Source organism: Indolivaga alginatilytica (assembly GCF_003201355.1).
Classification (GTDB): domain Bacteria; phylum Bacteroidota; class Bacteroidia; order Bacteroidales; family Dysgonomonadaceae; genus Dysgonomonas_A; species Dysgonomonas_A alginatilytica.
On sequence record NZ_QICL01000002.1, the window covers coordinates 149,568 to 174,134 of the forward strand.

Genomic DNA, 24,567 nt, shown 5'->3' on the forward strand with positions numbered 1-24,567 from the left:
CAACTGATCGCATAAATAAAAAAATATACATTCCTATTCAGAGACAAAATTATACCCGTATCCTGTTCTATTTACAATATGATCGCCATATGCTCCTATTTTTTTTCTCAAACGGGCTATGTGCACATCTACCGTTCTTTCTAATACGATGCCGTCTCCTTCCCAAGCTTTAGCCAGAATGTCGGATCGAGAAAATACCTTTCCTGTATTTTTCACTAAAAGAGTAAGTATATTGAACTCCGTTTTTGTCAGCTCTATAGGCTTACCACTAACCGAAACTATTTTCATGTCCATGTCTATACTTAGATTGCCGATACTTAAAATATCTCCCTGATTTGTTTGAACCGGCAATGCTGTACGCTTCAATACGGTTTTAACACGGGCAATAACTTCCTTTATAGAAAAGGGTTTAGATATATAATCGTCCCCGCCGATAGAGAATCCAGTGAGCATATCATTCTCAGTGTCTTTGGCTGTCAGAAATATAATAGGCGTATAATTCCCCGACTTTCTTAATTGATCTGCCATCTTAAATCCCGATATTCCACCCATCATCACATCAAGTAGTATTAATTTATGATCGGGCGTTAATTTTTTAATTGCCTCTTCGGCAGACTCTGCTAAATCTATCTTATAACCTTCATTCTCGAGGTTAAACTGTAGAATCTCCCTGATATCGATTTCGTCGTCGACAATTAAGATCGAAATATCTTTATTCGTTGTTTCCATGTCTAATGTCTTTACCTTCTGTTAGATAAATTGTTGCTTCGGCAATATTCGTTGCGCTATCTCCAATACGTTCGAGGTTTTGAGCTATTGCACTTGTATTCATAATGTTCATAATCTGTTCTTTCGTCAAACTCTTGTTTGCAAAAGAACTTTGTAGCGATTCGCTGATTTGGTAGAAAAGGTGGTCTACCTTGTCATCGTCTTTTATCACCTGATAGGCAAGACGGGTGTCTTCGTTCGAAAATGAGAATATTGCATTGCGAAGCATCTCATCTACCGATTTCAGCATCTTGTATATTTGTTTTTTCTCTTCTTCAAATTCTGGTTGATTCTGATATGTCGTTTTAGTGTAATGAATTACATTCAATAGCATATCGCCAACCCTCTCCAGATTTGTTGTTATATCCTGATAGGTAATGATCAATCTTAGATCGGCAGCCTTTGGCGAAAACTGAAAGATAGAGAAAACAACTTCTTCACGTATCTTTATTTCGAGCCTGTCCATGATTATTTCATTTGCTTCGGCTTCCTCATAAAGTGCTGTTAAACTCTGATCTTGCAATACCTTTTCAGCAATTTGCATTTGCAACAAAGCCGTCCGCGAGAGTAACTCAAAATCATTAAGTAATACCTTAAGTTGTTTTAGTTTTATATTGGTTGTCATAATTTTATCAGTTATCAGGTAACAGTCATCAGTTACCAGTTTTTAATTATCAGTTATTAGTTGTTCACAATCGGTTATCAGGTAGTAGTTATCAACTCATTGTTAACTGCTAGCTGTTGACTGTTCATCCGAATACTCCCGTTAAGTAATCTTCGGTGCGTTTATCTTTAGGTTTGGTAAACATTTGTTTTGTTGTACCATATTCTATCAGTTCTCCCAGATACATAAACATCGAGTTGTCCGATATACGAGCGGCCTGCGACATATTATGTGTAACAATTACTATCGTATATTGCTGTTTCAGTTCCAGAATAAGGTCTTCAATTCTGTTTGTAGAAATAGGGTCGAGTGCCGATGTCGGTTCGTCCATCAATAAAATCTCAGGTTTCAAAGCAATGGCACGTGCAATGCATAAACGTTGTTGCTGTCCTCCCGAAAGAAAACTTCCCTTTTGAGTCATCGAGTCTTTTACCTCATCCCAAAGAGCAACACTTTTCAGACTGTTTTCTACAACTTCGTCTTTTTCAGCTTTACTCAGTCCTATATTATTTAATTTATATCCTGCCAGAACATTATCATAAATACTCATGGTCGGGAAAGGGTTGGGACGTTGGAAAACCATGCCTGCCAAACGTCTTACTCGCATGGGGTTCATATCGAAAATATTTTCACCCTTGAGTAATATCTGTCCTGTAGTTTTAATATCAGGATATAAGTCGTGCATTCTGTTTATGGCTCTCAGAAGGGTACTCTTACCACATCCCGAAGGTCCCATAATTGCCGTAACCGTATGCTCCTTAATCGTTGCATTTACGTCTTTTATCGCTTTCTTTTCAGGATTGTAAGATACCGAAACATCTTTAAGCTCCAGAATATATTTATCGTTATTTATTGAATTTTCCATTTTTTAGCAATGCTTTTAGCAAATATATTTATACCTAATACAACTAACAAAAGTAATAAGGATGAAGACCATACAAGCGGTGCAAGATTGGGGTCGTTGTAAAATTCCCAGATCAATAAAGATATTGCACTTGTGGGTTCGGTTATATGCCAGTTTACAGTGGATGCTCCCAAAACGGTAACAAGCAGAGGTGCTGTTTCTCCCATAACCCTCGATACTGCGAGTAGCGAACCTGTGAATAATCCTCCAAAAGCCGAAGGTACAAGTATTTGTAATACTACGGATGTGTATGAGCCTCCCAATGCTAAACCTGCTTCTTTGAGCGAAGTGGGCAGCATTTTGATACTTTCCTCAGTAGATCGGATAATCATGGGTAACATCATAATAGCAAGTGCGATACTACCGGCCAGAGCCGAATAGCTGTGCATTGGTTTTACTACCCATACATATACTATAATACCTATTACGATAGAGGGAATACCCTGCAACAGATCGGAAAGGCTTCTTATGAGTTTAGTGAAAGTTTTCTTTTGATTTTCGGCAAGATATATTCCGGTAAGAATCCCTACAGGAATAGCTATAATCATAGCCAGTAAAAGGATAAGCAGTGTACCTGTCAGTCCGTTTAATATACCTCCGGGTATAGGCTCGTTGCTGATTTTAGCCAGCATGGCATCCATTGACGAAGGCGATACTTCGGTAAATAAACTTAGATTGAATTGTTTATATCCTTTCTTAACCAGTTCCCACAAGATGAGGAATAGTGGAATCATTGTGATTCCGCAAAAGGTGCAAACAACGTAAAAGAACAATTTACTTTTGAGTTGTCTGTATCGGGATGTTGAGAATATTGTCTTTTTCATTTATTTACAAGTTTCAATATATACTTGGCTATAAAGTTAATCGTTGCTGTTATCAGGAATAATAATAATCCGATAGCCATGAGCGAACTCAGCTTCAAACCGTCAGCTTCACCAAATTGATTAGCAATGATACTCGCCATTGTATTTCCTGTATCCGACAGATGAGTTGGTATATTATTGGTGTTTCCGATCAGCATAGTCACTGCCATTGTTTCGCCTAATGCCCTGCCTAATGCCAATATGTATGCGGCAAAGATACCCGATAAAGATACGGGTAAGCTAACCGTTTTGATGACTTCCATTTTGGTAGCACCCAAGCTGTAAGCAGCTTCTTTCAGTTCGTTGGGAACCATCGATATAAACTCTGTACTTAGCGATGATGCGTAAGGAATAATCATTATTGCCAGAACAATTGAAGCCAGCAATACGCCAAATCCCTGAGCGCTTACACCCATATCTATAAGTATGGGACGCAAAACATAGAATCCCCATAGACCAAATACAATGGAAGGTATTCCGGCTAGGAGGTCGACTATAGAACTTACTATGGTTGCTATCTTGGTTTGTTTGAAATACTCTCCATTGAACAATGCAATTGATAATGAAAAGGGTATACAAAAAAATAATGCCAGTAGTGCTGTAATAAGTGTGCCTGTAATAAAAGGGAGTGCTCCGAAATTGTTATTGACAGAATCCCATTCGCTTGAACTTATAAAGTTGAACAAGCCAAAGGAGGAAAAAGCACTTATGCTCTGGGTGACCAGAGCATAAATAACCCCTGCTGTCAGAACCAAGATGAGGCATGACGCTATAAATAATATTGATTTAAAAATCTTGTCTTTCATTCCGACTTATTAATGTCTTTAGGTCGCAGACCTTTTTGTTATTTAGTTCGCAACAGGTTGAGCTACTTCTATTGCTTTACCGTCAAATGTGATTGATTTTATGATTGCCGTTGTCTTTTCCAAAGCTTTGGCAGGTAGCGGAGCGTAGTGGGTTTTCACTGCAATCTCTTGTCCTTCTTTGCTTATAATGTAGTCGAATAATGCCACTAATGCTTTAGCCTGAACTTCGGTTTTCTTGTTATAGTTTTGTTCCTTGTAAGCAATAATCCAAGTGAAAGTACTGATAGGATAAGCTTCAGGATTAGATGAGTTGGTAATGATTTGTCTTGTATCATCCGGAAGATCGGCTTCAGCCGATGCTGAGATACTCTTATCATTAGCTGCGATAAAGTTACCAGAACTGTTTTGTAGTGATGCTGATGCAATATTCAGAGCCAATGCATATTCAGAACCGATATATCCGATAGAACCTTCTGTTCCCGAAATAATTCCTGCTACACCGGGATTACCTTTTGCTGCAACTCCCACAGGGAATTTCAACGATTTACCACTGCCGATTTCGTTTTTCCAAGCCTCGTTGGTTTTAGCCATATATTCAGAGAAAACTGAAGTTGTACCACTGCCGTCCGAACGATAAACTGCTGTTATTTCTTTGTTGGGGAATGTAATGTTTGGGTTGATAGCTTTGATTTTAGCATCATTCCAGTTTGTAATCTTACCTCTGAAAATATCTGAGATGATTTCAGAACTCAGCTTCAAATCAGTTACTCCCGGAAGGTTGTAAGATAGAACCACTGCTCCAAGTGCTGTTGGTATATGTATTACATCTGAACCCATTTCTTTAAGTTCTTCGTCAGATAAAAATACATCGGTTGCCCCAAAGTCTACAGTTTTGTCTTTTAAGCTTCGTATTCCCCCACCACTGCCGATAGCTCCGTATGTAACATTGTTACCGGATGCTTCGCTGAATTTTTTGAATACTATGTTATAAAATGGAGCGGGAAATGTGGCTCCTGCACCCGATAGTTTTGCTGTTTCACCTTTGTTGGAATTACAGGCTGTCAACGAGATAGCTGCTGCTAAAATGAATAGTAATTTTTTCATATTTTCTTTTTCTTTAAGGTCTCAGACCTATTTAATGTTTTTGTAAAAATAAGTGCAACCGATAGTTATAATTGAATAATGTTAGTAAAATACTAACTGTTGCTTATTTCCTTTTAATTTGTTGCAATATTATAGGAGAATTGCAACAATTGCATCAAGGAAATGTTACGAAATGGTTAAGAATATAGTTAAAGATTGAGTTCTGTATATTTTATAAACAGATAGGGGAGGGTTTTGTTTGTGAGACGTAGCTGCTAAGAGTGTAAAATCAGAACACAGAGTGCACTGATACTACAGATTTTATATGAAATGCAAAGTCGCCAAGACAGTATTATCTTGTTTGTAATTGTCGGATAAGAAAGAAAAAGCTTTGCGTCTTTGCGTTAAAAAAAATTGCGGATTCTATTAATCAGAAGCATTCTAAAGCTTCTGCCACAACAAAGTTGCTTCCTCCTATAAATATAAGATCATCAGGATTAGCATTGGTGAGTGCTGCTTCAATAGCCGACTTTACAGTGTGGAAAGTATTTCCCTGCAGATCAAAAGCTGAACCTTTATCGGCAAGTTCATTTTCGTCCAATGCACGCGAGATTGTTGCTCTTGTAAAGTAATAAATAGCTTCTTTGGGAAGGAGAGCCAGTACATGACTTATATCTTTATCGTTTACCATTCCTATAACAATATGGAGACGGTCGTATTTCTCGGAAAGGAGTTGTTCTGAGACGTATTTGATACCACCAACATTATGACCCGTATCGCAAATTATTTTAGGATTAGCCTGTTTGATTATCTGCCATCTGCCCATAAGGCCTGTAATTTCTGTGACCAGTGAAAAGCCTGTATAGACCGATTGCATAGTGGTGTGGATTCCTCTTTTGCGAAGGGCATCAATGGCACAAAGTACGGTTGCCGCATTCTTGATCTGAGGTAAACCTCCTAATTCGCCTTTCAGATTAGGGTAAGCATTGGTTTGAAACAACCACGAACCATTGTCCAGCTTATCGGCTGCATATATCAGATTCTCATCTTCGGCAAAGATAATAGGAGCATCAACCGATTCGGCTTTCGATTCGAATATTTTGCGTACTTCTCCCTCGGCTTCGCCTATAACTACAGGAATATGAGGTTTTATGATGCCTGCTTTCTCGTAGGCTATCTTTTCGATTGTATCTCCTAAAAACTGAGTATGATCGAGACTTATATTAGTGATAACCGATAGTTCGGGAGTTATAATATTTGTGCTGTCTAAGCGTCCGCCAAGACCGACTTCAATTATAGCAATATCTACTTCCTGTTCTGCAAAGTAGCAGAAAGCCATCATCATAGTCAGTTCGAAGAATGAGGGGTGTATCGGTTCATAATGGCTTTTGTGATTAGCTACAAAATCGACTACATATTGTTCTGATATTTTGTTGCCATTTACACGTATCCGTTCTCTGAAATCAACGAGGTGAGGCGATGTATAAAGCCCTACCTTATGTCCTGCCTGTTGAAGTATTGCAGCGAGCAGATGCGAAGTCGAGCCTTTGCCATTAGTACCTCCGACATGTACCGTTTTATACTTTTTATGAGGATGTCCGAAGTACTTGTCTAATGCCAAGCTATTGTCTAAGCCTTCCTTGTAGGCACTTCCTCCAACATGCTGATAAACGGGTAGCCGGCTATATAGATATTCCAGAGTTTCTTGATAGTTCATTTTTATAAAAGAGGTGTAAATAGTCTGAAAATCGATTCGAAAAATCGTCTGTGTCTCGGTCTTTTATCCCACTCTTCGGGGTCGACCAATTCAGAAGATTCCATATCATCCAGAAATATATTTTTAGCAGTCAATGCAGTATCATTATTGTAGACAAAGGCATCGATCTCAAAATTATGTTCAAAGCTTCTCACATCCATATTCGCCGATCCGGTTATAGTAAGGGCATCATCTATAATTATCATTTTAGAATGGATAAATCCTCCGGTGAAGAAGTAAATCTTAACCTTAGTATCTAAAAAGTTCTTGATAAACGATTGGGATGCGATATTCACAAATGTAGTATCGGATTTCTTAGGAATCATAATCCGCACATCTACACCACTCATGGCAGCCGTTTGTATGGCCAGCATAATAGCATCGGTAGGTATCAGATAAGGAGTCTGTATATAGATATAGTCCTTTGCATTGGTTATTGCCTGAAATATGCCTTGATGTATTTCCTTAAACTCACCGACAGGTCCACTGGTTGCAATTTGCATCAGATTATCACCTTTTGCTGTCAACGGCGGGAAATATTTATTGGCCACCAAAAATTCGGAGCGGGAAGCATACCAGTCTATAATGAACGAAGTTTGCAAGGCATGCACCGCCTTTCCTTCGAGTTTGAAGTGGCTGTCTCGCCATACTCCGCCATTAACTCCGTTGATGTATCTGTCGGCAATATTCATTCCTCCCATAAAACCAACTTCGCCGTCAATAACCACCACTTTACGGTGATTACGGTAGTTTACACGGCTGGTAAGTAGCGGAAATGCCACTTTAAGAAATGGAGTAACCTGTATTCCTGCTTTTGCCATCTCTTTATAGAATTTCCTTTTGGCAGTCCATGAGCCTACATCGTCGTATAAGACTCTAACTTCAACGCCTTCCCGGGCTTTTTCCATCAGCAGGCTTTTTACCTGATTGCCAATTACATCATCCATAAAGATGTAATATTGAAGATGGATATATTTCTTTGCCTTTCTTATTTCTTCGAAAAGGGCGTCAAACTTATCAATGCCATTTGTATAAAAGGTAATCTTATTGCCTCCGTAAAGCGGCGTATCTTTCTGCTTGTTGAGCAGATTGATTAATCCTTTATACTCAGTGGGTGGGTTTAGCGTTTCTAGTAATTCAATTCGTTCCAGCGTTTTTCTATTTATCTTTTTGTGCATCTTACGGGAGATCAGCCTTTGTTTACGGTGATCTTCTCCGAAGAAGTAATAAAAAATAAGTCCGACTAAGGGTAGCAGAAGAAGCACTAACACCCATGCTATCGTTTTCAATGGATTTCTATTCTCGGAAATAACAACTATTACTACTCCTATTGCCGTAAGTACATATAGCAATTGGAATACTAAAATGAAGTTATTTGCCGAAAAAATTTCCATTATATTATTCATACATCGAGTAGTCTAAGTATATCTTCTTTTAAGATAGTTCTGTTCCACGAATATGTTTTGTCAGTAGCTTCGAGATACTCTATCAGATCGAGAGCTATATGCAGTTGATATGCTTCTTTTATATCACTTATTTCGTATTTAGTTAGTAAGAGTTTTGCGTATTGTTCAATCAGATCATTATCACCTATTTTTATTGTAATAGTCTCTGCCGAATCTTCCTGGCTGATGTTGAAATCATTATTAAAAAGGAAAAAGCATTCCTTTATAAGCCGCTTCTTTTCGGTAGAAACAGATTCTAAGTCTTTTTTTGCGTCTATCAATTCATGTAACCTGGCAAAAAAATCTTCGATAAGCCGTTGTAAATAATCTTTTTTTCTTTGTTGAATCATTAGCGAATATTTATTACTACCTTTTATTTGTAGGCGCAGACCTATAGCTTCTCCCCTAAGGACGAACAGATACACAATCTTTTCTGTCTAATATCAGACAGATAGCTGCACCTAATGTATAACAAAACATATCAACCCAACTGAATGACGAACCTATTACTACTCGCATGATGGTATTGTCCTGCATATTTAAAACTTCAACCAAATTGAAATACTGTCCGATTTCTACAGCATATGCAAAAAATAAAACACCGATAGCCAAAGGCAGGGGATTCATTTTTACAAAAGTCTTGAAAAAATAGTACATTAACATAACCACCAGTATATCGCCTACATAGGGTCGGATAATACTATCTTTTACAAATAAAGCTATAATAACCTCAATAACAAATATAAGCAAAAAACATAAAAAAGATTTAAGATCGAATCTAAATTTTATAGCGACCTTACTTTCTGTATTTGTCATTGGTCTCGTCTTCTAAGATATTAATATATGATTTATATCTGGTTTCGCTGATATAGTGGTTTTCTACGGCTTCTCTCACGGCACAACCCGGTTCGTTGGTATGCATGCAGTTGTTGAAGCGGCAATTGTGCGAAAATTTGAATATTTCGGGGAAATAGTGGCTTATCTCTTCGGGGCTCATGTCTACTGTCCCGAAGCCTTTGATACCGGGGGTATCTATAATAAAACCTCCTTGTGGAAGCTCGAGCATTTCGGAGAATGTAGTTGTGTGCATTCCCTTTCCGTGATAATTAGAAATATCACCCGTCCGCAAAGTAGCATTGGGCACTATGGCATTAATAAGAGTTGATTTACCAACTCCCGAATGTCCGGAGAATAACGTTATCCGGTCTTTTAGTTTATCATTCAGAATATCCAGTCCGGTGCTGTTTCTTGCTGAAATTTTGAAGCATGGGTAACCTATATATTCATATAAGTTGATCAGGGCTTCCATATATTCTATTTCCTCTTCATCGCAAATGTCTATCTTATTGAATAATAGATTGACGGGGATACGGTAAGCTTCGGCTGAGGCTAGAAAACGATCGATAAAGACAGTCGTAGTCACAGGTTTTGAAACGGTGACAATAAGAAAACACAGATCGAGATTGGACGCTATGATATGAGATTGCTTCGACAGGTTAGACGATCGTCTGATGATGTAGTTCTTACGGGCTTCAATTTCAGTAATAACACCGGTGCCATCTTCATTCATGACAATAGATACCCTATCTCCTACCGTTATCGGGTTGGTGCTTCTGATATCTTTAAGCCTGAAACTGCCTCTTATTTTGCACTCAACATCTTTGTTTTCATCTGTTCGTACAAGATACCAGCTTCCTGTATTTTTTATAACCAATCCTCTCATCAAGCTTTTTTCATTGTTTTCTAATTCTTAAGGTCTTAGACCTTTTTGATATTAATTAATCTCCCGTAGGTGTATGACATTATACCTCTACATTTCTTTCGTCTGTAAAGGTATAAATTAAGTGCTAATAATGATTTATTCTTGTATGATTTAAGAATGCGTCCCTCAATTTAGCTTGTGAATAACCAATCCTGATCGAAGCTTTGGCTCGAACCAGGTAGTTTTGGGAGGCATAATATTGTTTGAATCTGAAATTCTCATCAATTGCTCCATAGTAACAGGATGGAGAACCATTGCCAGAGCCATTTCTCCACTGTCGACACGTTGTTTCAATTCATTTAAGCCTCTTATTCCCCCAACAAAATCGATTCTCTTGTCGGTGCGCAAATCTTTGATACCAAGAATGTCATCCAGAATATATTTTGAGGAAATGGTTACATCGAGTATATCAATAGGATCATCATCATTATATGTATTTTCCTTAGCAGTTATACTATAACATTTGTGATCTACATAAATAGAGAAGTTGTGTAATGCTGTTGGACGGATTATATCCGATCCTTTTTCTTCGACTATGAAAGAAGCTTCTAGCTTTTTTAGAAACTCAGATGGAGTTAGTCCATTGAGGTCTTTTACCAAACGATTATAATCAATGATATTGAGTTGGCTTGCCGAAAAACATACCGCCATAAAGTAATTATACTCTTCGTTTCCTGTGTGATTGGGATTCTTCTTAGCCTTTTCTGCACCTACTAATGCGGCAGCCGCCGATCGGTGATGCCCGTCTGCAATATATAGATAAGGTATTCGGGCAAAGAGATTGGTTATATTATTTATATCCTTTTTATCATCTATTATCCAGAAATGATGTCCTACATTATCGGGAGTAGTAAAATCATATTCGGCAGGCGATGATATGGCTCGCTTTATAATTATATCCAATTCATTGTTATCAGGGTATGCAAAGAAGACAGGCTCTATATTAGCATCATTCATGCTAACGTGTAACATACGATCTTCTTCTTTATCTTTTCGGGTCAGTTCGTGTTTCTTTATTTTACCCGTCATGTAATCTTCAACATGAGAGCAAACCACTAAACCGTATTGAGTTTTTCCATTCATTGTTTGAGCATATACATAGTAGTTTTCCTGCTCATCTTGTACGAGCCACCCTCTTTCCTGAAATTTGTGAAAATTCTTGACTGCACGCTCATACACTTCGGGGTGATGCTCGTCTATTTCTATTTCAAAATCTATTTCCGGTTTGATGATTCGGTATAATGACTTCTCGTTATCTTCCGCTTCAAGTCTGGCTTCAAGAGAATTGAGTACATCATAAGGGCGTGATGCAACTTCTTTGATGATGTTTTTAGGAGGGCGTAAGCCCTTAAATGGTTTTACGGTAGCCATAAGAGATGTGTTTAGATTGATGGATAAAAGGTTTTATTTCATGTAAGAATATTAAGTTGATCAAAATTATTTAGGGATACATCTTCAAATAACCCTAGGTTATAGTTATTATATTTAATAAGGTCTGATATCTTGATAAAGTGTGTAAGATAGCAAAAGAGTAAAGAATAAAGAGCTTTATACCTCTAAATTCTTTACTCTCTATTTCTTTTTAAGAAAAGACTGAAACTTATACAGTCATAATTTCTCTTTCCTTAGCAGCAAACAACTCATCTATTTGTTTGATATATCTGTCGTGAATCTTTTGAATAGAAGCTTCTGCATCTTTAGCAACATCTTCGGGTGTACCTTCTTTTACCGATTTTTTTGCAGCATCTATAACATCGCGACGAGCATTGCGGACACTGATTTTGGCATCTTCAGCTTCTTGTTTCGATTGTTTTACCAGTGCTTTACGACGTTCTTCGGTAAGAGGGGGAATAGATAAGCGAATCATTTCTCCATTGTTATCGGGATTTAGTCCAAGGTCGGAGTTGATAATCGCTTTTTCTATTTCGCTTAACATATTCTTTTCCCAAGGTTGGATAACGATAGTTCTGGCATCGGGAGTATTAACAGAAGCAACACCTGTAAGAGGAGTAATATTTCCGTAATAGTCTAGTTTGATACCATCCAAAATACGAGGATTTGCTTTTCCTGCACGTATGTGAGCCAAAGTTTCTTCTAAAAACTCAATTGTTGATTGCATTTTGGCTTCAGCTTTTTTTTCGAAGTCTTTAATGTCTGTCATTTGTTGTGAAAATTACAAATATGTTTATTCTTTTTGTTTATTAAATAAGAATGTATGGAGTTTACTATTAGTGCTTGTCTGCTTGTTTGTTATATCAAGCCAAGCAATAAGAAGGTCTGCGACCTCTTATGCGTGAACGTAAGTACCAATGTTTTCGCCTCTCATCACCTTTGCCAGATTACCAACAGTGTCCATGTCGAAAACAATGATCGGAAGATTGTTTTCCTTGCACATTGTTGTTGCAGTTAAGTCCATTACTTTAAGCCCTTTGTTGTATACATCGTCATAAGATATATTCTCGAACTTGGTTGCAGTAGGATCTTTCTCCGGATCGGCAGTATAAATGCCATCTACACGAGTACCTTTCAGCATAACATCAGCTTCTATCTCGATACCTCGAAGTGCCGACCCTGTATCGGTCGTAAAGAATGGATTGCCCGTTCCGCATGAGATAACAACAACCTCGCCGTTTTCCAATGCTTCGATAGCCTTCCATTTCGAATACAATTCGCCAATAGGCTCCATTCGTATGGCAGTCAGTACACGGGATTTTTGTCCAATAGCGGTCAGAGCCGAACTAAGCCCCAGGCTATTGATTACAGTTGCCAGCATACCCATCTGATCGCCTTTTACACGGTCATATCCTTTCGATGCACCACTCAGTCCACGAAAAATATTTCCACCTCCGATAACTATTCCGACCTGCACACCCATTTCTGCTATTTCTTTAATTTGGGCTGCGTATTCCGACAAACGTTTCTCGTCGATACCATATTGTTTGTCTCCCATGAGAGATTCGCCACTAAGTTTGAGCAGTACTCGCTTATATTTTGCCATTTATTAAGTAGATAAAAGTGTTTAGTGATACATCTTAGGGTAACAACAGACAATATCTGTTATACTTGCCAAAATATTAAACAGGCACGAAACCTTAAATATTTATACAATAATAAATACAAAACTAAATAATTTTTGTTACAATCAAGCCAATGTGAATATCAAAGCTGCTAATTATTATAAAAATAACGATTTGTTTCAACCTGAAATTTGTTGATGTTTTTATTGAAGGCCATTAATATTGAAGATCATATATAACTTATGCTGCATTATTGCTTTTTTTTAGATGATGCGTTTTCTTATATTCTTTATCTTTGGAAAGAATACACTAAATTCTGTTGATGTGAGAACTGCACTTTTAGTTTTAATAATGATATTTGTGTTTTTCCCGACTATGAGCGGGCAAATCTTTGATGATAATTATAACAATAAACGACAAGGTTTTAGCCTGAAAACGGATTCGGTAATTATAAGTAAGGGATACATTATATCTTTTAGCTAATAATTATTGGGTAGAGATAAAGGCAGAAAAGTACGACAAAAAAAAAGAGAAAAGATGAACAGTAAGTTTTTATTATTTCTTATAATATACATCCTTGTTTCGGCGGGAAATTGTTTTGCCAATAATTCGGACGATCAAAACATCAGACTGATAGATACGGTTGTTGTAGTGCAGCAAAAAGAGTTTCATTTGAGACAAGTGCCTCGATTTGAATTTGACAGTCTTCGGGCGATTCATTTTGTGCCGCCATCGGAACCCATAACCGATATGGAAACAATACAGAAAATTTTAGGACCTGAATATGATATAATTTATGACATCTCTACTGCTTACGGTGATTCATGCTACTATATAAAGGAATTTCGACGGAACAACAAATTCAGGTTGTTGATTCAAGAGACTGACGGTCTGAAAGGATACTATCCGCGTGAGCGTATCATGTTGTACTATGGCGGAAATAGTAGCGATCAGGCATTTTTTACAGATACGGGCGATGATGCTTACAATCCGGCGTACTCTGTAACTTCTGCTGATAAGCGATTTAGAATAACGGGATTGCACACAGGGCAAGAATCGGCGGACTTAAGAATTGAATGGAGAGGAGCTAAACAGCAATATGAAGTATTATGTGATGATTTGTGGGAAATTATTGAGCAGATACCATACGAAGCCAATATAGGACGCAGAGAGTTTATCTTTAGCCCGTTTTGGGTTGATAATACACTTTATTTTAGAGTCGGATATTCCGTTGATGAAGAAGATTGGGCTGGCGAATACAATTTTATAGCTATTACTATGCCTTCAAAAAAGTGAAGCTTTATCTTTTATCAGAAAATATAACCGGTTAAAGAATACATTGAAAAATAATAATAGCTACGGGGCTAAGTATTATATTTGTAATACTTAATAATCAAACAAATCCAGGAAGATGGCAGAACATAACGATCTGGGTAAAAGAGGTGAGGATCTGGCCGAAGACTATCTTCGTAAGAATGGTTATCGGATTATGGAGCGTAATTGGGGGTGCGAAAAATATGAAATAGATATAATTGCGTCTAACTCCGAATTTATTGTTTTTGTGGAAGTGAAAACACGCACATCCGATCACTGGGGAAATCCCGAAGAGGCTGTTTCGAAAACAAAGATCAAACGAATAGTGCAGGCTGCCGATTTTTATCTGAAAGAATATGATATTGAAACTCCTGCCCGATTTGATGTAATAGCTATCGTGATAAATAAGAAAACTCAGGAAATAGACCATATAGAAGATGCCTTTTGGTCGCCTGTAAACTAAAATAGTTACAAGTTGCAGAGGCAAATCCGTAACCTGTAACTCATAACCTATAACTCAAATAATATGAATATAGAAGATGTAAGAGAATATTGCCTTTCGGTAAAGGGAGCGGAAGAATGTTTTCCTTTTGATGAAACTACAATTGTATTTAAGGTAATGGGTAAAATGTTTGCCTATATGGGATTAGAGAGGCGTGATGATGGTTTTATGTTAAACCTGAAATGTGATCCTGAAAAAGCTATAGAGCTCAGAGAAAAGTATGAGTGTGTTATACCTGGTTACCATTCCAATAAAAAATATTGGAACTCTATTTTCATTGAGCAAAATATGCCGGATGATGAACTAAAATACTGGATTAATCATTCGGTAGAAGAAGTCATAAAAAAACTACCCAAGAAACAACAGGCGGAATATGCTGAAATGAAGTCGGACTCATTATAAAAAGAGATTAATATGAATATCGAAGATCTGAGAGAATTTTGTCTGTCTGTAAAAGGAGCGAGTGAATCTTTTCCTTTCTTTGATGATAGAATATTGGTCTTTAAAGTAATGGATAAAATGTTCGCTTATGTGAATATAGAGCCGAAAGATGCACAGTTTAGGGTGAGTATGAAATGTTTTCCCGAAAGGTCGGTAGAGTTGAGAGAGAAATATGAAGGCGTTGTAAATGGTCAGCATACTAAAACCTTAACGTGGAACTCTATTTATCTGGAAAGTGATGTTCCTGATGATTTAATAAAAGAGCTTATTATGCATTCGGTAGAAGAAGTAATTAAGAAATTACCAAAAAAACGACAGGCGGAATATGCGGTCATGGAGGATAAAAACATATGAACGAGCCCTTGTTTATTCATTTGGATGAAGTAACATCTACCAATTCTTATCTGAAAAATCTGAGTGATGTGAAGTCTTTGGAAGACGGAACATCTGTATATGTTGATTTTCAAAGTGCAGGGCGAGGTCAAAGAGGCAATTCGTGGGAATCGGCAAAGGGCGAGAATCTCATGTTCAGCACTATTTTATATCCCAAAGGTCTAAAAGCCGATCGTCCGTTTATTATATCTCAAATTATATCTCTGGCAATAAAAGATGTGTTGGATAACTATACCTCGGATGTCTCGATCAAATGGCCGAATGATATTTATTGGAAAGAAAAGAAGATAACGGGTATTCTTATTGAAAACGATATCATGGGGGACGAAATCAACCGAATGATTATAGGGGTAGGGCTTAATCTGAATCAAGATACTTTTACAAGTAACGCCCCTAATCCTGTATCGTTGAAACAGATTACGGGCGATTCATATAATGTAGTGAACATACTGACTCAAATAATAGACCGTATGCTTTCTTACTATGCGAAATTAGACTCTCCGGAAATAATAAAGGCTGAATATAAAGCCTCTTTATTCAGAAAAGAGGGGCTTTATCTGTTTGCTGATACTGAAATAACCTTCCTTGCTCAGATTCATGATGTTGAAGACTCCGGATTGCTAGTCTTAAAACTCGAATCTGGTGAAACCCGAAAGTTCGCCTTTAAAGAGATCAAATATATTCTTTAAGGTGTTTTTTAGAGCTGCTTATTCCCTCAATTATCGTAGAAATTCGAATTCAAAAGAAAGACTGTCATAAATTTCTTTTTGCAACGGATCTTCCGAATCTTTGAATACAGTCACTTTCTCTAAAATATTCTCAGCCAATGCGGGAGAGAACTTACCTGCATTTTTCAGAAATAAAATGGCTGCATTACGTAGAGAAATGTTTTCGGAAATAATGTCTTTCCAGATATATTGAAATGTATCTATTTCTATCTTTACTGTAAATTTCTTAGCGAGTAAACGTCTTACGATAAGCCAATATCCTGTAGCTCGCACATTCCCGTCCTCTTTGTTTATCCATTCTAAACCTATCTGATCCGAAAAGTCGAGAGTCTGAAAAAGGTTTACACAAACTTGTTCCCTTATTTCCTGATTAGGAATCTGATGTACCCACTCATTTGCAGTTTCCTCTGAAAACTGATCGATAGGATATAACAATGTAGCCAATATCTTTAACTCACGAGTGCCATCCAACCAAAGAGTTTCAGCCAGATTTTTATCCGATTCGTAACGAGAGGCAATCTCTTTTATCTTTTGTATGGATACGCCAAAATTGAGTTTGTAGTTAAGCCCGTAACCTCTCATGCTCGCAGAAGCAACACCATTCATTGCCATTCGGCATCGCTTGCGAATATCTCTTATGATTTCTTCCTGCATCAAATTTCGTAATCTACGGCTACCCGGCTGTTTACAGCTTCTTTTACAAAAGGTAATATAGCTTGGTGTAACGGATGATTCTGATAAGCATCCAATGCTTCCTTAGATGCAACTTCCGAGTAAAGAGCTACATCGTAATTTGCAGCCGAATCAAGAAAATTAATACCTACTTCAACTTTAACCAAGCCATCTATTTTTCCGTTAAGATCTTCCAGTTTTTCTTTGATTAATAAAGCGTTTTTTGCTTTATCATTTCCATGAGCTTCTTCTTTGAGCTTCCAGAACACAATATGTTTAACCATGGTGTAATTGTTTTTTGTTTAGAGTCCGTTTTAATTTTATAGCTAATTTTTTTTATAGCTATTTTTAGATGGATTTTTCGTTTCTTGCTTGCTGATTTAGCGGGCTAAATCGAAAGGGAGAAACGAAAAATACGCTAATAAAGAGCATAAAAAAATAGCTAAGACTAATTCGAAAGAGCCTGCAGTAAATATTTTCGCTAAAATTTAAACAGGCTCTTACTTACAATGAACAAAGATAAATAAAAAACAAGGATTGAAACAGCCCTTTATAGCAAGTTTATATAGCCGGAGCAGGTGTTTTACTTAAACTTTGTTTCGCAATATACACTGCATCAATCATATTATACTTAAATTTGTATAGAAATTACCAATAATTAGAACAATGAAATTATTATTACTGAGCAATTCAACTAATCCGGGCGAATCCTATTTAGGTTATCCTAAACAAACAATAAAATCATTTTTAGGAGATAAGCCTCTCAATATAGTGTTTATACCTTATGCAGCGGTTACTTTTTCGTATGAGGAATATGCGGGAAAGGTAAACGATAGCTTGCAGGAGGTAGGTCTTCAGGTAAAAGGAATACATACTTTCGTAAATGCCAAAGAAGCTATACGTACTGCAGATGTTATAATGATCGGTGGTGGTAATACCTGGAAATTGACCCGAACCCTGCAGGAAAACGATCTGATAGATATTATTCGTGAGAAAGTGAATGCCGGTACACCTTACATCGGATGGAGTGCAGGATCTAATGTGGCATGTCCGACATTGAGAACTACGAATGATATGCCTATTGTAGCTCCTTTAAGTTTCGAAACTCTCAATTTAGTCCCTTTTCAGTTGAACCCGCATTATCTGGATGCCCATCCTGATAATCATGGCGGAGAAACCAGAGAAATGAGAATAAATGAGTTTATTATAGAAAATCCGGAAATATATGTAGTAGGTTTGAGAGAATCAACTATCCTGCATTTCGAGAATGGAAAATTATCGTTAATCGGCGATCGCTCTGCACGTATATTTAAATTCGGAAAAGAGCCATATGAATTGACTTCTAAGGACGATTTCAATTTCTTGGTAAGCCTGAACTAAAAGTATATGTAAATAGTTATTATATAAGCGTAGTAACTTTCTTGTAACTCGTAACTAATTACCTGCAACTGTTCAACTATGGGATATTTAAATAAAAAGCTGAAAATACCAACCCCTACCTTTTTTATATTTGCTATTATTCTGATAGCTTACTTTGCTCCACGCGAGACTACGGTAAGCTACAATGAGAGCGAAGGTAAGCCTTGGCGCTATGGGCTTGTAACAGCCCCTATGGATTTTCCTATTTATAAGCCGGAGGCGCAATTAGAACAGGAGAGGGATAGTATTTTAAAGGAGTATATTCCTTATTATAGCTTAGATAAATTCAGGTCGGAAAGGGCAATCACTCTGTTTACGAATGATGCTCAGGCAGCTGAAATACCCGAAGGGTATATTCAGTATGTGCAACGAAAGATGCACGAAATTTATCAGGCAGGATTAATTGCCGCTACAGATTATGATAAAATAGAAGAAAGTAACTTGCAACAACTATATCTTATTAATGGTGATAATGTTGCTTCTATCCGGAATATTAATTCCTTTTATACATCAAAACTGGCTTATGAAAAGCTGATAAACGATCTTCCCGAGAATTTGCAATTGTATGTTATTCAGTCTCTCAACTTGAATAACTACTTGTATGATAATATCATCTTAGATAGCGAACTTTCGAAGAAAGCTAAAGATGAACTGTTGATGAAAGTCCCCTTTGCAGAAGGAAACGTTCTGGCAGGGCAGAAGATTATCGATAGAGGTGAGATTGTAACACCCAAGACTGTACATATACTCAATTCATTGCAAAAAATTACAGAGCAGAAAGAGGGGTCGACTACGCGTAAGAATTGGATGGTTGTAGGAGATATTATATTGATAACAGCCCTCATTATGGCGTTTATGACTTACCTGATATTTTTCCGTCCGAGAGAATATTATGACAGGCGTAATGTGGTGTTTATGCTCATGATGGTTACTGCTCTATGTGTATTAACGGGACTCTTTGTAAAGCTGGGATTCAATGTCTATATAATCCCATATGCTATGGCAACGGTTATGGTACGTACATTTATCGATTCTCGTACAGCCATGCTTACACATCTTATAACGGCTATAATCTGTTCGCTGATGGTACCGTTTCCTCAGGAGTTTCTTCTGTTGCAGATACCCGTAGGCTTTATGTGTATCTTTAGCTTGAAGGATTTGTCGGAAAGGTCTCAATTGATAAAATCGTCGTTCTTTATCTTACTTACCTATACATCTCTTTATATTGGTGTGACATTAGCTCTGAAAGGTGATATCAAACAGATTGACCCATTGATGTTCCTTTATTTTGCGATCAACTTTATGTTCGTAATGTTTGCATACCTGTTGGTGTATATGTGCGAAAAGGTATTCGGATTTATATCGGGAGTAAGTATGATCGAACTATCGAATATCAACAAACCTTTATTGCAGCAACTGTCGGAGGTGGCACCGGGTACGTTTCAACACTCGATGCAGGTCTCTAATTTAGCGGCTGCGGTAGCCACTCGTATTGGAGCAAATGCTCCTCTGGTGCGTACGGGAGCATTGTATCACGATATCGGAAAAATGATTAATCCTGCTTATTTTACCGAAAATCAGATTCCGGGAATGAATCCTCATATAGGACTGTCTTATAAAGAAAGTGCGCGTATAATTATAAATCATGTGCCCGAAGGAATTAAGATTGCCCGCAAATATAATCTACCTCAACAGATTATCGATTTTATCGCAACTCATCATGGAACGGGAAAGGTGAAATATTTCTACAATTCCTATAAAAACGAACATGCAGATGAGGCTGTAAGTGAGGCTGATTTTTCGTATCCGGGTCCAAATCCGTTTACGAAAGAAACAGCAATTCTGATGATGGCAGACACAGTAGAAGCTGCATCGAGAAGTCTAAAAGAATATACAGAAGAATCTATATCTCAATTGGTAAATAGGCTGATTGATACTCAAATGCATGACGGATTACTCAGAAATGCACCTATTACCTTTAGGGATATTGAGATTGCAAAGAACATATTCAAGGAGAAACTGATGACTATATATCATTCTCGTATTGCCTATCCGGAGTTATCAAAGGAGGCAGAAAAAAACATAGAAGAAGCTGAAGAAAAAGCTTCGATGTAAAATTAAACACACTAAATTCTCTGAAAAAATGGATATACCAAAGCCTTTAAGGGTTGTAAGTATTGTATTGGTAGTATTAGGAATTATAAGAATAGTTGCAGGCATATTGGGACTTATAGGATTGCGAGGTTTTTTCTCTGAAAATCCCGATCTGATTACTCAGGTTATAATTGAAAATTTTGTGGCAGGTCCACTAATCTTGATTTCAGGGTTGTTATTATTGAAAGGTAAAGCAATCGGTAGAATCCTTTTAGTTGTAGCGGTGGTTGGATCGTGGATTGCCAGTTTTGTAATTTCCAAAGAATATAGCATAGGTACTCTGATTATATTCAGTGCCATAATTGCTATTCTATTCTTAGAAGACAAGATCAAGCAATATTTTGCAGATAAAGCTTAAACAGATTTGTTCTAAAATAAAAAGAGGCGATGTTTGATTTCAAACATCGCCTCTTTTTATTTTTCGTTCTCTTTACTTCGAGATTTCGTTAATCGTCATTTTCGCCTTATTCAGCATATCATTAATAGGCTCTGCTGGTTCAATAGTATTGAATTTAGCAACTTCGGCATTCAGTTTTTCCAACTTGCTTAAAGATTCGGGAGTGTTGGCTTTCTTCAAGTCTTCTCTTAGAATGCGAATCTTTTCAAAATCCTGTATACCTTCTATCAAACGTTCGAAGCGTATAGAGCTACGTGCCTCAGGATATACAATATATGTATCACCACCGGGCCATGTTCTGAATCGAGAATCGGTCAATGGATTTTCTACCCATGAGTTGTATGCCCAACGCAAGAAACCGTCGAAATCGGCAGCAATAGCATACCAGCTGGCATAAACAGACTCTGCTGAGTTAGAGAATGTAAACATATTAGGGAACTTATCAGAACAGCAAACGTAATACGTGGTTATCAAACCTTTTTCGCGACGCATAGCTATATCAGCCGAATCTACTTTCGCACCGGCAGCTACACACATATCTTTTATGAATGGGTATTTCTTGTAGCTTTTGTGATTATCAGCCAATGATATACCTAGTTCGGGAGCTACTTTTTGTAGCAGGTCTACTGTTGCTTTCATCGCTTCGGGCGAACGCTCGTCCATAGCAATATTGGTTATCTCTAACCAGCCCTTTTCTTTCAGATGTTTGGTGAAATCAGTTAAAAAAGGAGTCCACATATCAGCGAATATTTTTGTTCCTGGATCAGCCTTCACATTTATAATCTCTTTAGAAGCAGCATCGGTATAATGTATCTCGTTATTCCAGGGAATCATCGAATAACAATTGATCATTTTATTGATTCCTAAATCCATCATCAGTTGTACCCACTTGTCGAATATGGCATAATCGTAAGTCCATGTTCCATCTGTGTTTTTTGTCCATATAATCATATCAGCATATGGGTCGAAGCATTGGTTGTGCCAAGGTTCTTTATTGATGTTTGCGGTAATTACTTTCTGTCCTGCATCGGCAAGCATTTTCATCTGGGGTTTAAGAGCTTCAAAATGTTTATCGCTCCACATTTCTAAGTTCTGAACACGAGCCACAGCCGAAGGATGTTGCCACAAATCAAGATGATAAGTCCATTCAGAGGGAGAGGGTAAGGTTCTATCTTGAACCTCTATACTGATCTCAAATTCCTGAGTCTTTTGGTCTCTGGCATATACTTTAAGCTTACCATTATAAGTTCCCGCTGTTGCCGATTGAGGAATGTTTATACTAAGCCATACGGGACGTACGGTTTTAGCTTCGATATTGAAGCACTCCAAATTATCGAGCATATCGGCAGCTAGTGACGACGGGAAATCCTCAGGTTTACGATAGCCACAACCCGGCTCGAATATATCGGTCATAACATAACGAACAAATCTGGCTTGAGCTATATCAGAAGATAGTTTTCCGTTGGGAGAAGTAAAGTCGCTGAATTCGCATTCTACTTGTTGAATGTCTTCAGCGCTCCAAAGTAATAGCTGTCCCGAAAGTTTTTCACCTTTCCATCCGGTTACTGTATATGATTGGCTGGCTTTAACTTCGGGCATTACCGATTTCGGATATTTGTCGTCTATACTCACAAAAGAAGCATTTAGTCCCGGAGGTGTCTGGCTCCAATTAGATAACGTGTCTGCTGTCGGATCAGCCATCTCAGCAAAGGTATCACACGTTTTTAGGGGTCTTTTCTGTTCGCAACTTGCAGATATTCCGCAAAGGATTATCAGGCAGATTAAGTTTCTTGCCAAAATCAAGGTTTTTTTCATAGCATCTAAAAAGATTGGTTATTATAGTATTTCGTTATAAACTGTTTTACAGCAATAAGGTATAAATGTAGTAAATAGTAATTAGTAAAGAAAACCAAATATTGTTAATGCTCTCTTAATAAGAAGTTTTTGTGATTAAAATGAAAAGAGACATCTGTACAGATGTCTCTTTTTTATTCGTCTATCTCTTCCCACAAATCTTTATGGTGAAGCGATTTCAGTTTTCGCAATGAGTAGAGTTCTTGTTCCAGAGTTTGTACTTTCTTCAATAAATTTTGTATAACATCTATACCTTCGATGTTGATCGAAAGATCGTAATACCAGTTTGCAAAACGTTCTAAATCGGGTAGCTGCGATTCTCTTATATAATGTTCCCCTTCAACTATCTCTATCTCTATCAATCCTTCGTTCTCTAACAGATCGATGAAAGATGCTTCTACTTGCGAACTGTTACAGTATTCTTCTATTATAATTAGTCCTGTTTTCATAACGATATTCTTTAAGTAACAGTAAATATTCAATACAATATTATCGAGTAATATCAGTCTATTGTACCTATACTTACCAAAGTAATAAATAAGTATTAGACCTTCGATTGATAACTTGCAAGTTTCTTGAAGAGGTCTTTTTGCTCATCAGTCAAACCTGTTGGAACTTTTACAGAATAGGTGATGTATAGGTCACCAAACTGTCCGTCTTTTTTATATACAGGAAACCCCTTGCCTTTTAACCGAACTTTAGTTCCATTTTGAGTTTCGGGTTTTACTTTCAATTTTACTTTTCCCGATAGAGTATCTATCATAGTCTCACCACCCAGTACTGCGGTATATAAGTCTAACGATTCATTTACATACAGATCGTCTCCTAATCTTTTGAATAACGGGTCTTCTGCAATTACAAATGTGATATACAGATCTCCGTCAGGACCTCCGTTTACTCCCGGTCCTCCTTGTTTGGGTAGTTTTATAACTTGTCCGTCGGCAATACCGGCGGGAACGGTTATACGTATATTTTTACCGTTAACGGCAAGAGTTTGCTTATGTGTTTCCGATGCATCTTTTAAGCTGAGATGCAATTCGGCAGTATAGTCTTGCCCTTTGAAGCCATGCGATCTGCCGCCACGTGAACCTCTACTTCCTCTGTTTCCGAATAAGGATTCAAAGAAGTCCGAAAATTCGCTGTCGTCGCTAGAATAACTATAACTGGCATCGCCTCCAAATCCGCCGAAGCCTCCTCCAAAACCTCCACTTTGAGATTGTTGTTGACGGGCTTTCTCGTATTCTTCGCCATGTTGCCAATGTTCGCCATATGTATCGTATTTTTTTCTCTTTTCGGGATCACTCAAAACTTCATTAGCTTCGTTTATCTGCTGAAATTTTTGATGTGACTCCTTGTCATCCGGATTTAAATCGGGATGATACTTTCTGGCTAATTTTCGATATGCCTTTTTGATGTCGTCGGCTGAGGCATCCTTTTTTAGCCCAAGTACGCTATAATAATCAATAAATGCCATATTTTATTTAGTTTATGTTATTAACATCTTATCCTGCTTATTCGTTCATTTGCCGAGTTTGTCCCAAAGGTGGAATAGACACACAAAACATACTGAATATAGAGATTTTATATTAAACGCCAAGTCGCCAAGCAGCAAAGTTATTTCCTTA

At 37.5% G+C, this 24,567-nt stretch carries 27 protein-coding genes; 8 read left to right on the forward strand and 19 right to left on the reverse strand.

Going from position 1 to position 24,567, the window contains the following annotated elements; all coding sequences use genetic code 11:
• Positions 1–33: 33 nt before the first annotated feature.
• From CLV62_RS03340 to pyrH, 14 genes are all read right to left on the reverse strand, one after another.
• Entirely contained in the window at positions 34–729 is a 696-nt protein-coding gene (locus CLV62_RS03340) for a response regulator transcription factor (RefSeq protein WP_110309380.1), read from the reverse strand.
• Positions 713–1,393, reverse strand: a complete 681-nt coding sequence (gene phoU / locus CLV62_RS03345) for a phosphate signaling complex protein PhoU (RefSeq protein WP_110309381.1) — start codon at positions 1,391–1,393, stop codon at positions 713–715. Before phoU ends, CLV62_RS03340 begins: the two co-directional genes overlap by 17 nt.
• Positions 1,394–1,517: 124 nt before the next feature.
• Positions 1,518–2,297 (reverse strand): phosphate ABC transporter ATP-binding protein PstB, encoded by a 780-nt coding sequence (pstB, locus tag CLV62_RS03350; RefSeq protein WP_110309382.1) that lies wholly within the window; start codon positions 2,295–2,297, stop codon positions 1,518–1,520.
• Positions 2,282–3,160, reverse strand: coding sequence for a phosphate ABC transporter permease PstA (pstA, locus tag CLV62_RS03355; protein WP_110309383.1), 879 nt, complete (start codon positions 3,158–3,160; stop codon positions 2,282–2,284). Before pstA ends, pstB begins: the two co-directional genes overlap by 16 nt.
• A complete protein-coding gene (gene pstC, locus CLV62_RS03360; protein WP_110309384.1) occupies positions 3,157–4,005 on the reverse strand; it encodes a phosphate ABC transporter permease subunit PstC in 849 nt (282 codons plus the stop codon). Before pstC ends, pstA begins: the two co-directional genes overlap by 4 nt.
• Before the next feature lie 42 nt (positions 4,006–4,047).
• The gene (pstS, locus tag CLV62_RS03365; protein WP_110309385.1) at positions 4,048–5,109 is read right to left on the reverse strand and encodes a phosphate ABC transporter substrate-binding protein PstS; all 1,062 of its coding nucleotides are present in this window, start codon (positions 5,107–5,109) and stop codon (positions 4,048–4,050) included.
• 409 nt (positions 5,110–5,518) lie between these two features.
• On the reverse strand, positions 5,519–6,805 hold the full coding sequence (locus tag CLV62_RS03370; RefSeq protein WP_110309386.1) for a bifunctional folylpolyglutamate synthase/dihydrofolate synthase: 1,287 nt from the start codon (positions 6,803–6,805) through the stop codon (positions 5,519–5,521).
• A gap of 2 nt (positions 6,806–6,807) precedes the next feature.
• Positions 6,808–8,250 carry a cardiolipin synthase gene (cls, locus tag CLV62_RS03375; RefSeq protein ID WP_245903990.1) on the reverse strand — a complete coding sequence of 481 codons (1,443 nt, stop codon included), beginning with the start codon at positions 8,248–8,250 and terminating at the stop codon, positions 6,808–6,810.
• Positions 8,247–8,639 carry a hypothetical protein gene (locus CLV62_RS03380; protein WP_110309387.1) on the reverse strand — a complete coding sequence of 131 codons (393 nt, stop codon included), beginning with the start codon at positions 8,637–8,639 and terminating at the stop codon, positions 8,247–8,249. Before CLV62_RS03380 ends, cls begins: the two co-directional genes overlap by 4 nt.
• A 55-nt stretch (positions 8,640–8,694) precedes the next feature.
• Positions 8,695–9,105, reverse strand: a complete 411-nt coding sequence (locus CLV62_RS03385; RefSeq protein WP_245903991.1) for a ribosomal maturation YjgA family protein — start codon at positions 9,103–9,105, stop codon at positions 8,695–8,697.
• Positions 9,086–10,012 carry a ribosome small subunit-dependent GTPase A gene (gene rsgA / locus CLV62_RS03390; RefSeq protein ID WP_110309388.1) on the reverse strand — a complete coding sequence of 309 codons (927 nt, stop codon included), beginning with the start codon at positions 10,010–10,012 and terminating at the stop codon, positions 9,086–9,088. The genes CLV62_RS03385 and rsgA overlap by 20 nt, the downstream gene beginning before the upstream one ends.
• A 165-nt stretch (positions 10,013–10,177) precedes the next feature.
• A complete protein-coding gene (locus tag CLV62_RS03395) occupies positions 10,178–11,422 on the reverse strand; it encodes a DUF1015 domain-containing protein (RefSeq protein ID WP_110309389.1) in 1,245 nt (414 codons plus the stop codon).
• A gap of 229 nt (positions 11,423–11,651) precedes the next feature.
• Positions 11,652–12,212 (reverse strand): ribosome recycling factor, encoded by a 561-nt coding sequence (frr, locus tag CLV62_RS03400; RefSeq protein ID WP_110309390.1) that lies wholly within the window; start codon positions 12,210–12,212, stop codon positions 11,652–11,654.
• A gap of 126 nt (positions 12,213–12,338) precedes the next feature.
• On the reverse strand, positions 12,339–13,049 hold the full coding sequence (gene pyrH / locus CLV62_RS03405) for a UMP kinase (RefSeq protein ID WP_110309391.1): 711 nt from the start codon (positions 13,047–13,049) through the stop codon (positions 12,339–12,341).
• 556 nt (positions 13,050–13,605) lie between these two features.
• Between pyrH and CLV62_RS03415 the strand changes: the two genes are divergently transcribed.
• From CLV62_RS03415 to CLV62_RS03435, 5 genes are all read left to right on the forward strand, one after another.
• Positions 13,606–14,364, forward strand: a complete 759-nt coding sequence (locus tag CLV62_RS03415) for a hypothetical protein (RefSeq protein ID WP_146212692.1) — start codon at positions 13,606–13,608, stop codon at positions 14,362–14,364.
• Between the two features lie 115 nt (positions 14,365–14,479).
• Positions 14,480–14,845: a YraN family protein gene (locus tag CLV62_RS03420; RefSeq protein WP_110309394.1), complete on the forward strand. Its 366-nt coding sequence runs from the start codon at positions 14,480–14,482 to the stop codon at positions 14,843–14,845.
• A 63-nt stretch (positions 14,846–14,908) separates the two neighbouring features.
• Positions 14,909–15,286, forward strand: coding sequence for an MmcQ/YjbR family DNA-binding protein (locus CLV62_RS03425; protein ID WP_110309395.1), 378 nt, complete (start codon positions 14,909–14,911; stop codon positions 15,284–15,286).
• 12 nt (positions 15,287–15,298) lie between these two features.
• Positions 15,299–15,679, forward strand: a complete 381-nt coding sequence (locus CLV62_RS03430; protein WP_110309396.1) for an MmcQ/YjbR family DNA-binding protein — start codon at positions 15,299–15,301, stop codon at positions 15,677–15,679.
• Positions 15,676–16,407: a biotin--[acetyl-CoA-carboxylase] ligase gene (locus CLV62_RS03435; protein ID WP_110309397.1), complete on the forward strand. Its 732-nt coding sequence runs from the start codon at positions 15,676–15,678 to the stop codon at positions 16,405–16,407. The genes CLV62_RS03430 and CLV62_RS03435 overlap by 4 nt, the downstream gene beginning before the upstream one ends.
• A gap of 30 nt (positions 16,408–16,437) precedes the next feature.
• Here CLV62_RS03435 and CLV62_RS03440 read toward each other — a convergent pair whose 3' ends face one another.
• Together CLV62_RS03440 and CLV62_RS03445 are read right to left on the reverse strand one after the other, a co-directional pair.
• Complete coding sequence (locus tag CLV62_RS03440) at positions 16,438–17,100, reverse strand: DNA alkylation repair protein (protein WP_110309398.1); 663 nt, start codon at positions 17,098–17,100, stop codon at positions 16,438–16,440.
• Complete coding sequence (locus CLV62_RS03445; protein WP_110309399.1) at positions 17,100–17,402, reverse strand: Dabb family protein; 303 nt, start codon at positions 17,400–17,402, stop codon at positions 17,100–17,102. Before CLV62_RS03445 ends, CLV62_RS03440 begins: the two co-directional genes overlap by 1 nt.
• A gap of 382 nt (positions 17,403–17,784) precedes the next feature.
• On the opposite strand from CLV62_RS03445, the gene pepE reads away from it, so the two are divergent.
• The 3 genes from pepE to CLV62_RS03460 all read left to right on the forward strand — a co-directional run bounded on the left by pepE (position 17,785) and on the right by CLV62_RS03460 (position 21,049).
• Positions 17,785–18,498, forward strand: coding sequence for a dipeptidase PepE (gene pepE / locus CLV62_RS03450; protein ID WP_110309400.1), 714 nt, complete (start codon positions 17,785–17,787; stop codon positions 18,496–18,498).
• 78 nt (positions 18,499–18,576) lie between these two features.
• Complete coding sequence (locus tag CLV62_RS03455; protein ID WP_110309401.1) at positions 18,577–20,652, forward strand: HD family phosphohydrolase; 2,076 nt, start codon at positions 18,577–18,579, stop codon at positions 20,650–20,652.
• Between the two features lie 28 nt (positions 20,653–20,680).
• Positions 20,681–21,049 (forward strand): hypothetical protein, encoded by a 369-nt coding sequence (locus CLV62_RS03460; RefSeq protein ID WP_110309402.1) that lies wholly within the window; start codon positions 20,681–20,683, stop codon positions 21,047–21,049.
• A gap of 72 nt (positions 21,050–21,121) precedes the next feature.
• Here the strand turns inward: CLV62_RS03460 and CLV62_RS03465 are convergent, their stop codons facing one another.
• From CLV62_RS03465 to CLV62_RS03475, 3 genes are all read right to left on the reverse strand, one after another.
• Positions 21,122–22,885, reverse strand: a complete 1,764-nt coding sequence (locus CLV62_RS03465; RefSeq protein ID WP_245903993.1) for a DUF4091 domain-containing protein — start codon at positions 22,883–22,885, stop codon at positions 21,122–21,124.
• Between the two features lie 191 nt (positions 22,886–23,076).
• Complete coding sequence (locus CLV62_RS03470) at positions 23,077–23,391, reverse strand: chaperone modulator CbpM (RefSeq protein WP_110309403.1); 315 nt, start codon at positions 23,389–23,391, stop codon at positions 23,077–23,079.
• Between the two features lie 95 nt (positions 23,392–23,486).
• Positions 23,487–24,416 (reverse strand): DnaJ C-terminal domain-containing protein, encoded by a 930-nt coding sequence (locus CLV62_RS03475; protein ID WP_110309404.1) that lies wholly within the window; start codon positions 24,414–24,416, stop codon positions 23,487–23,489.
• Positions 24,417–24,567 lie beyond the last annotated feature (151 nt).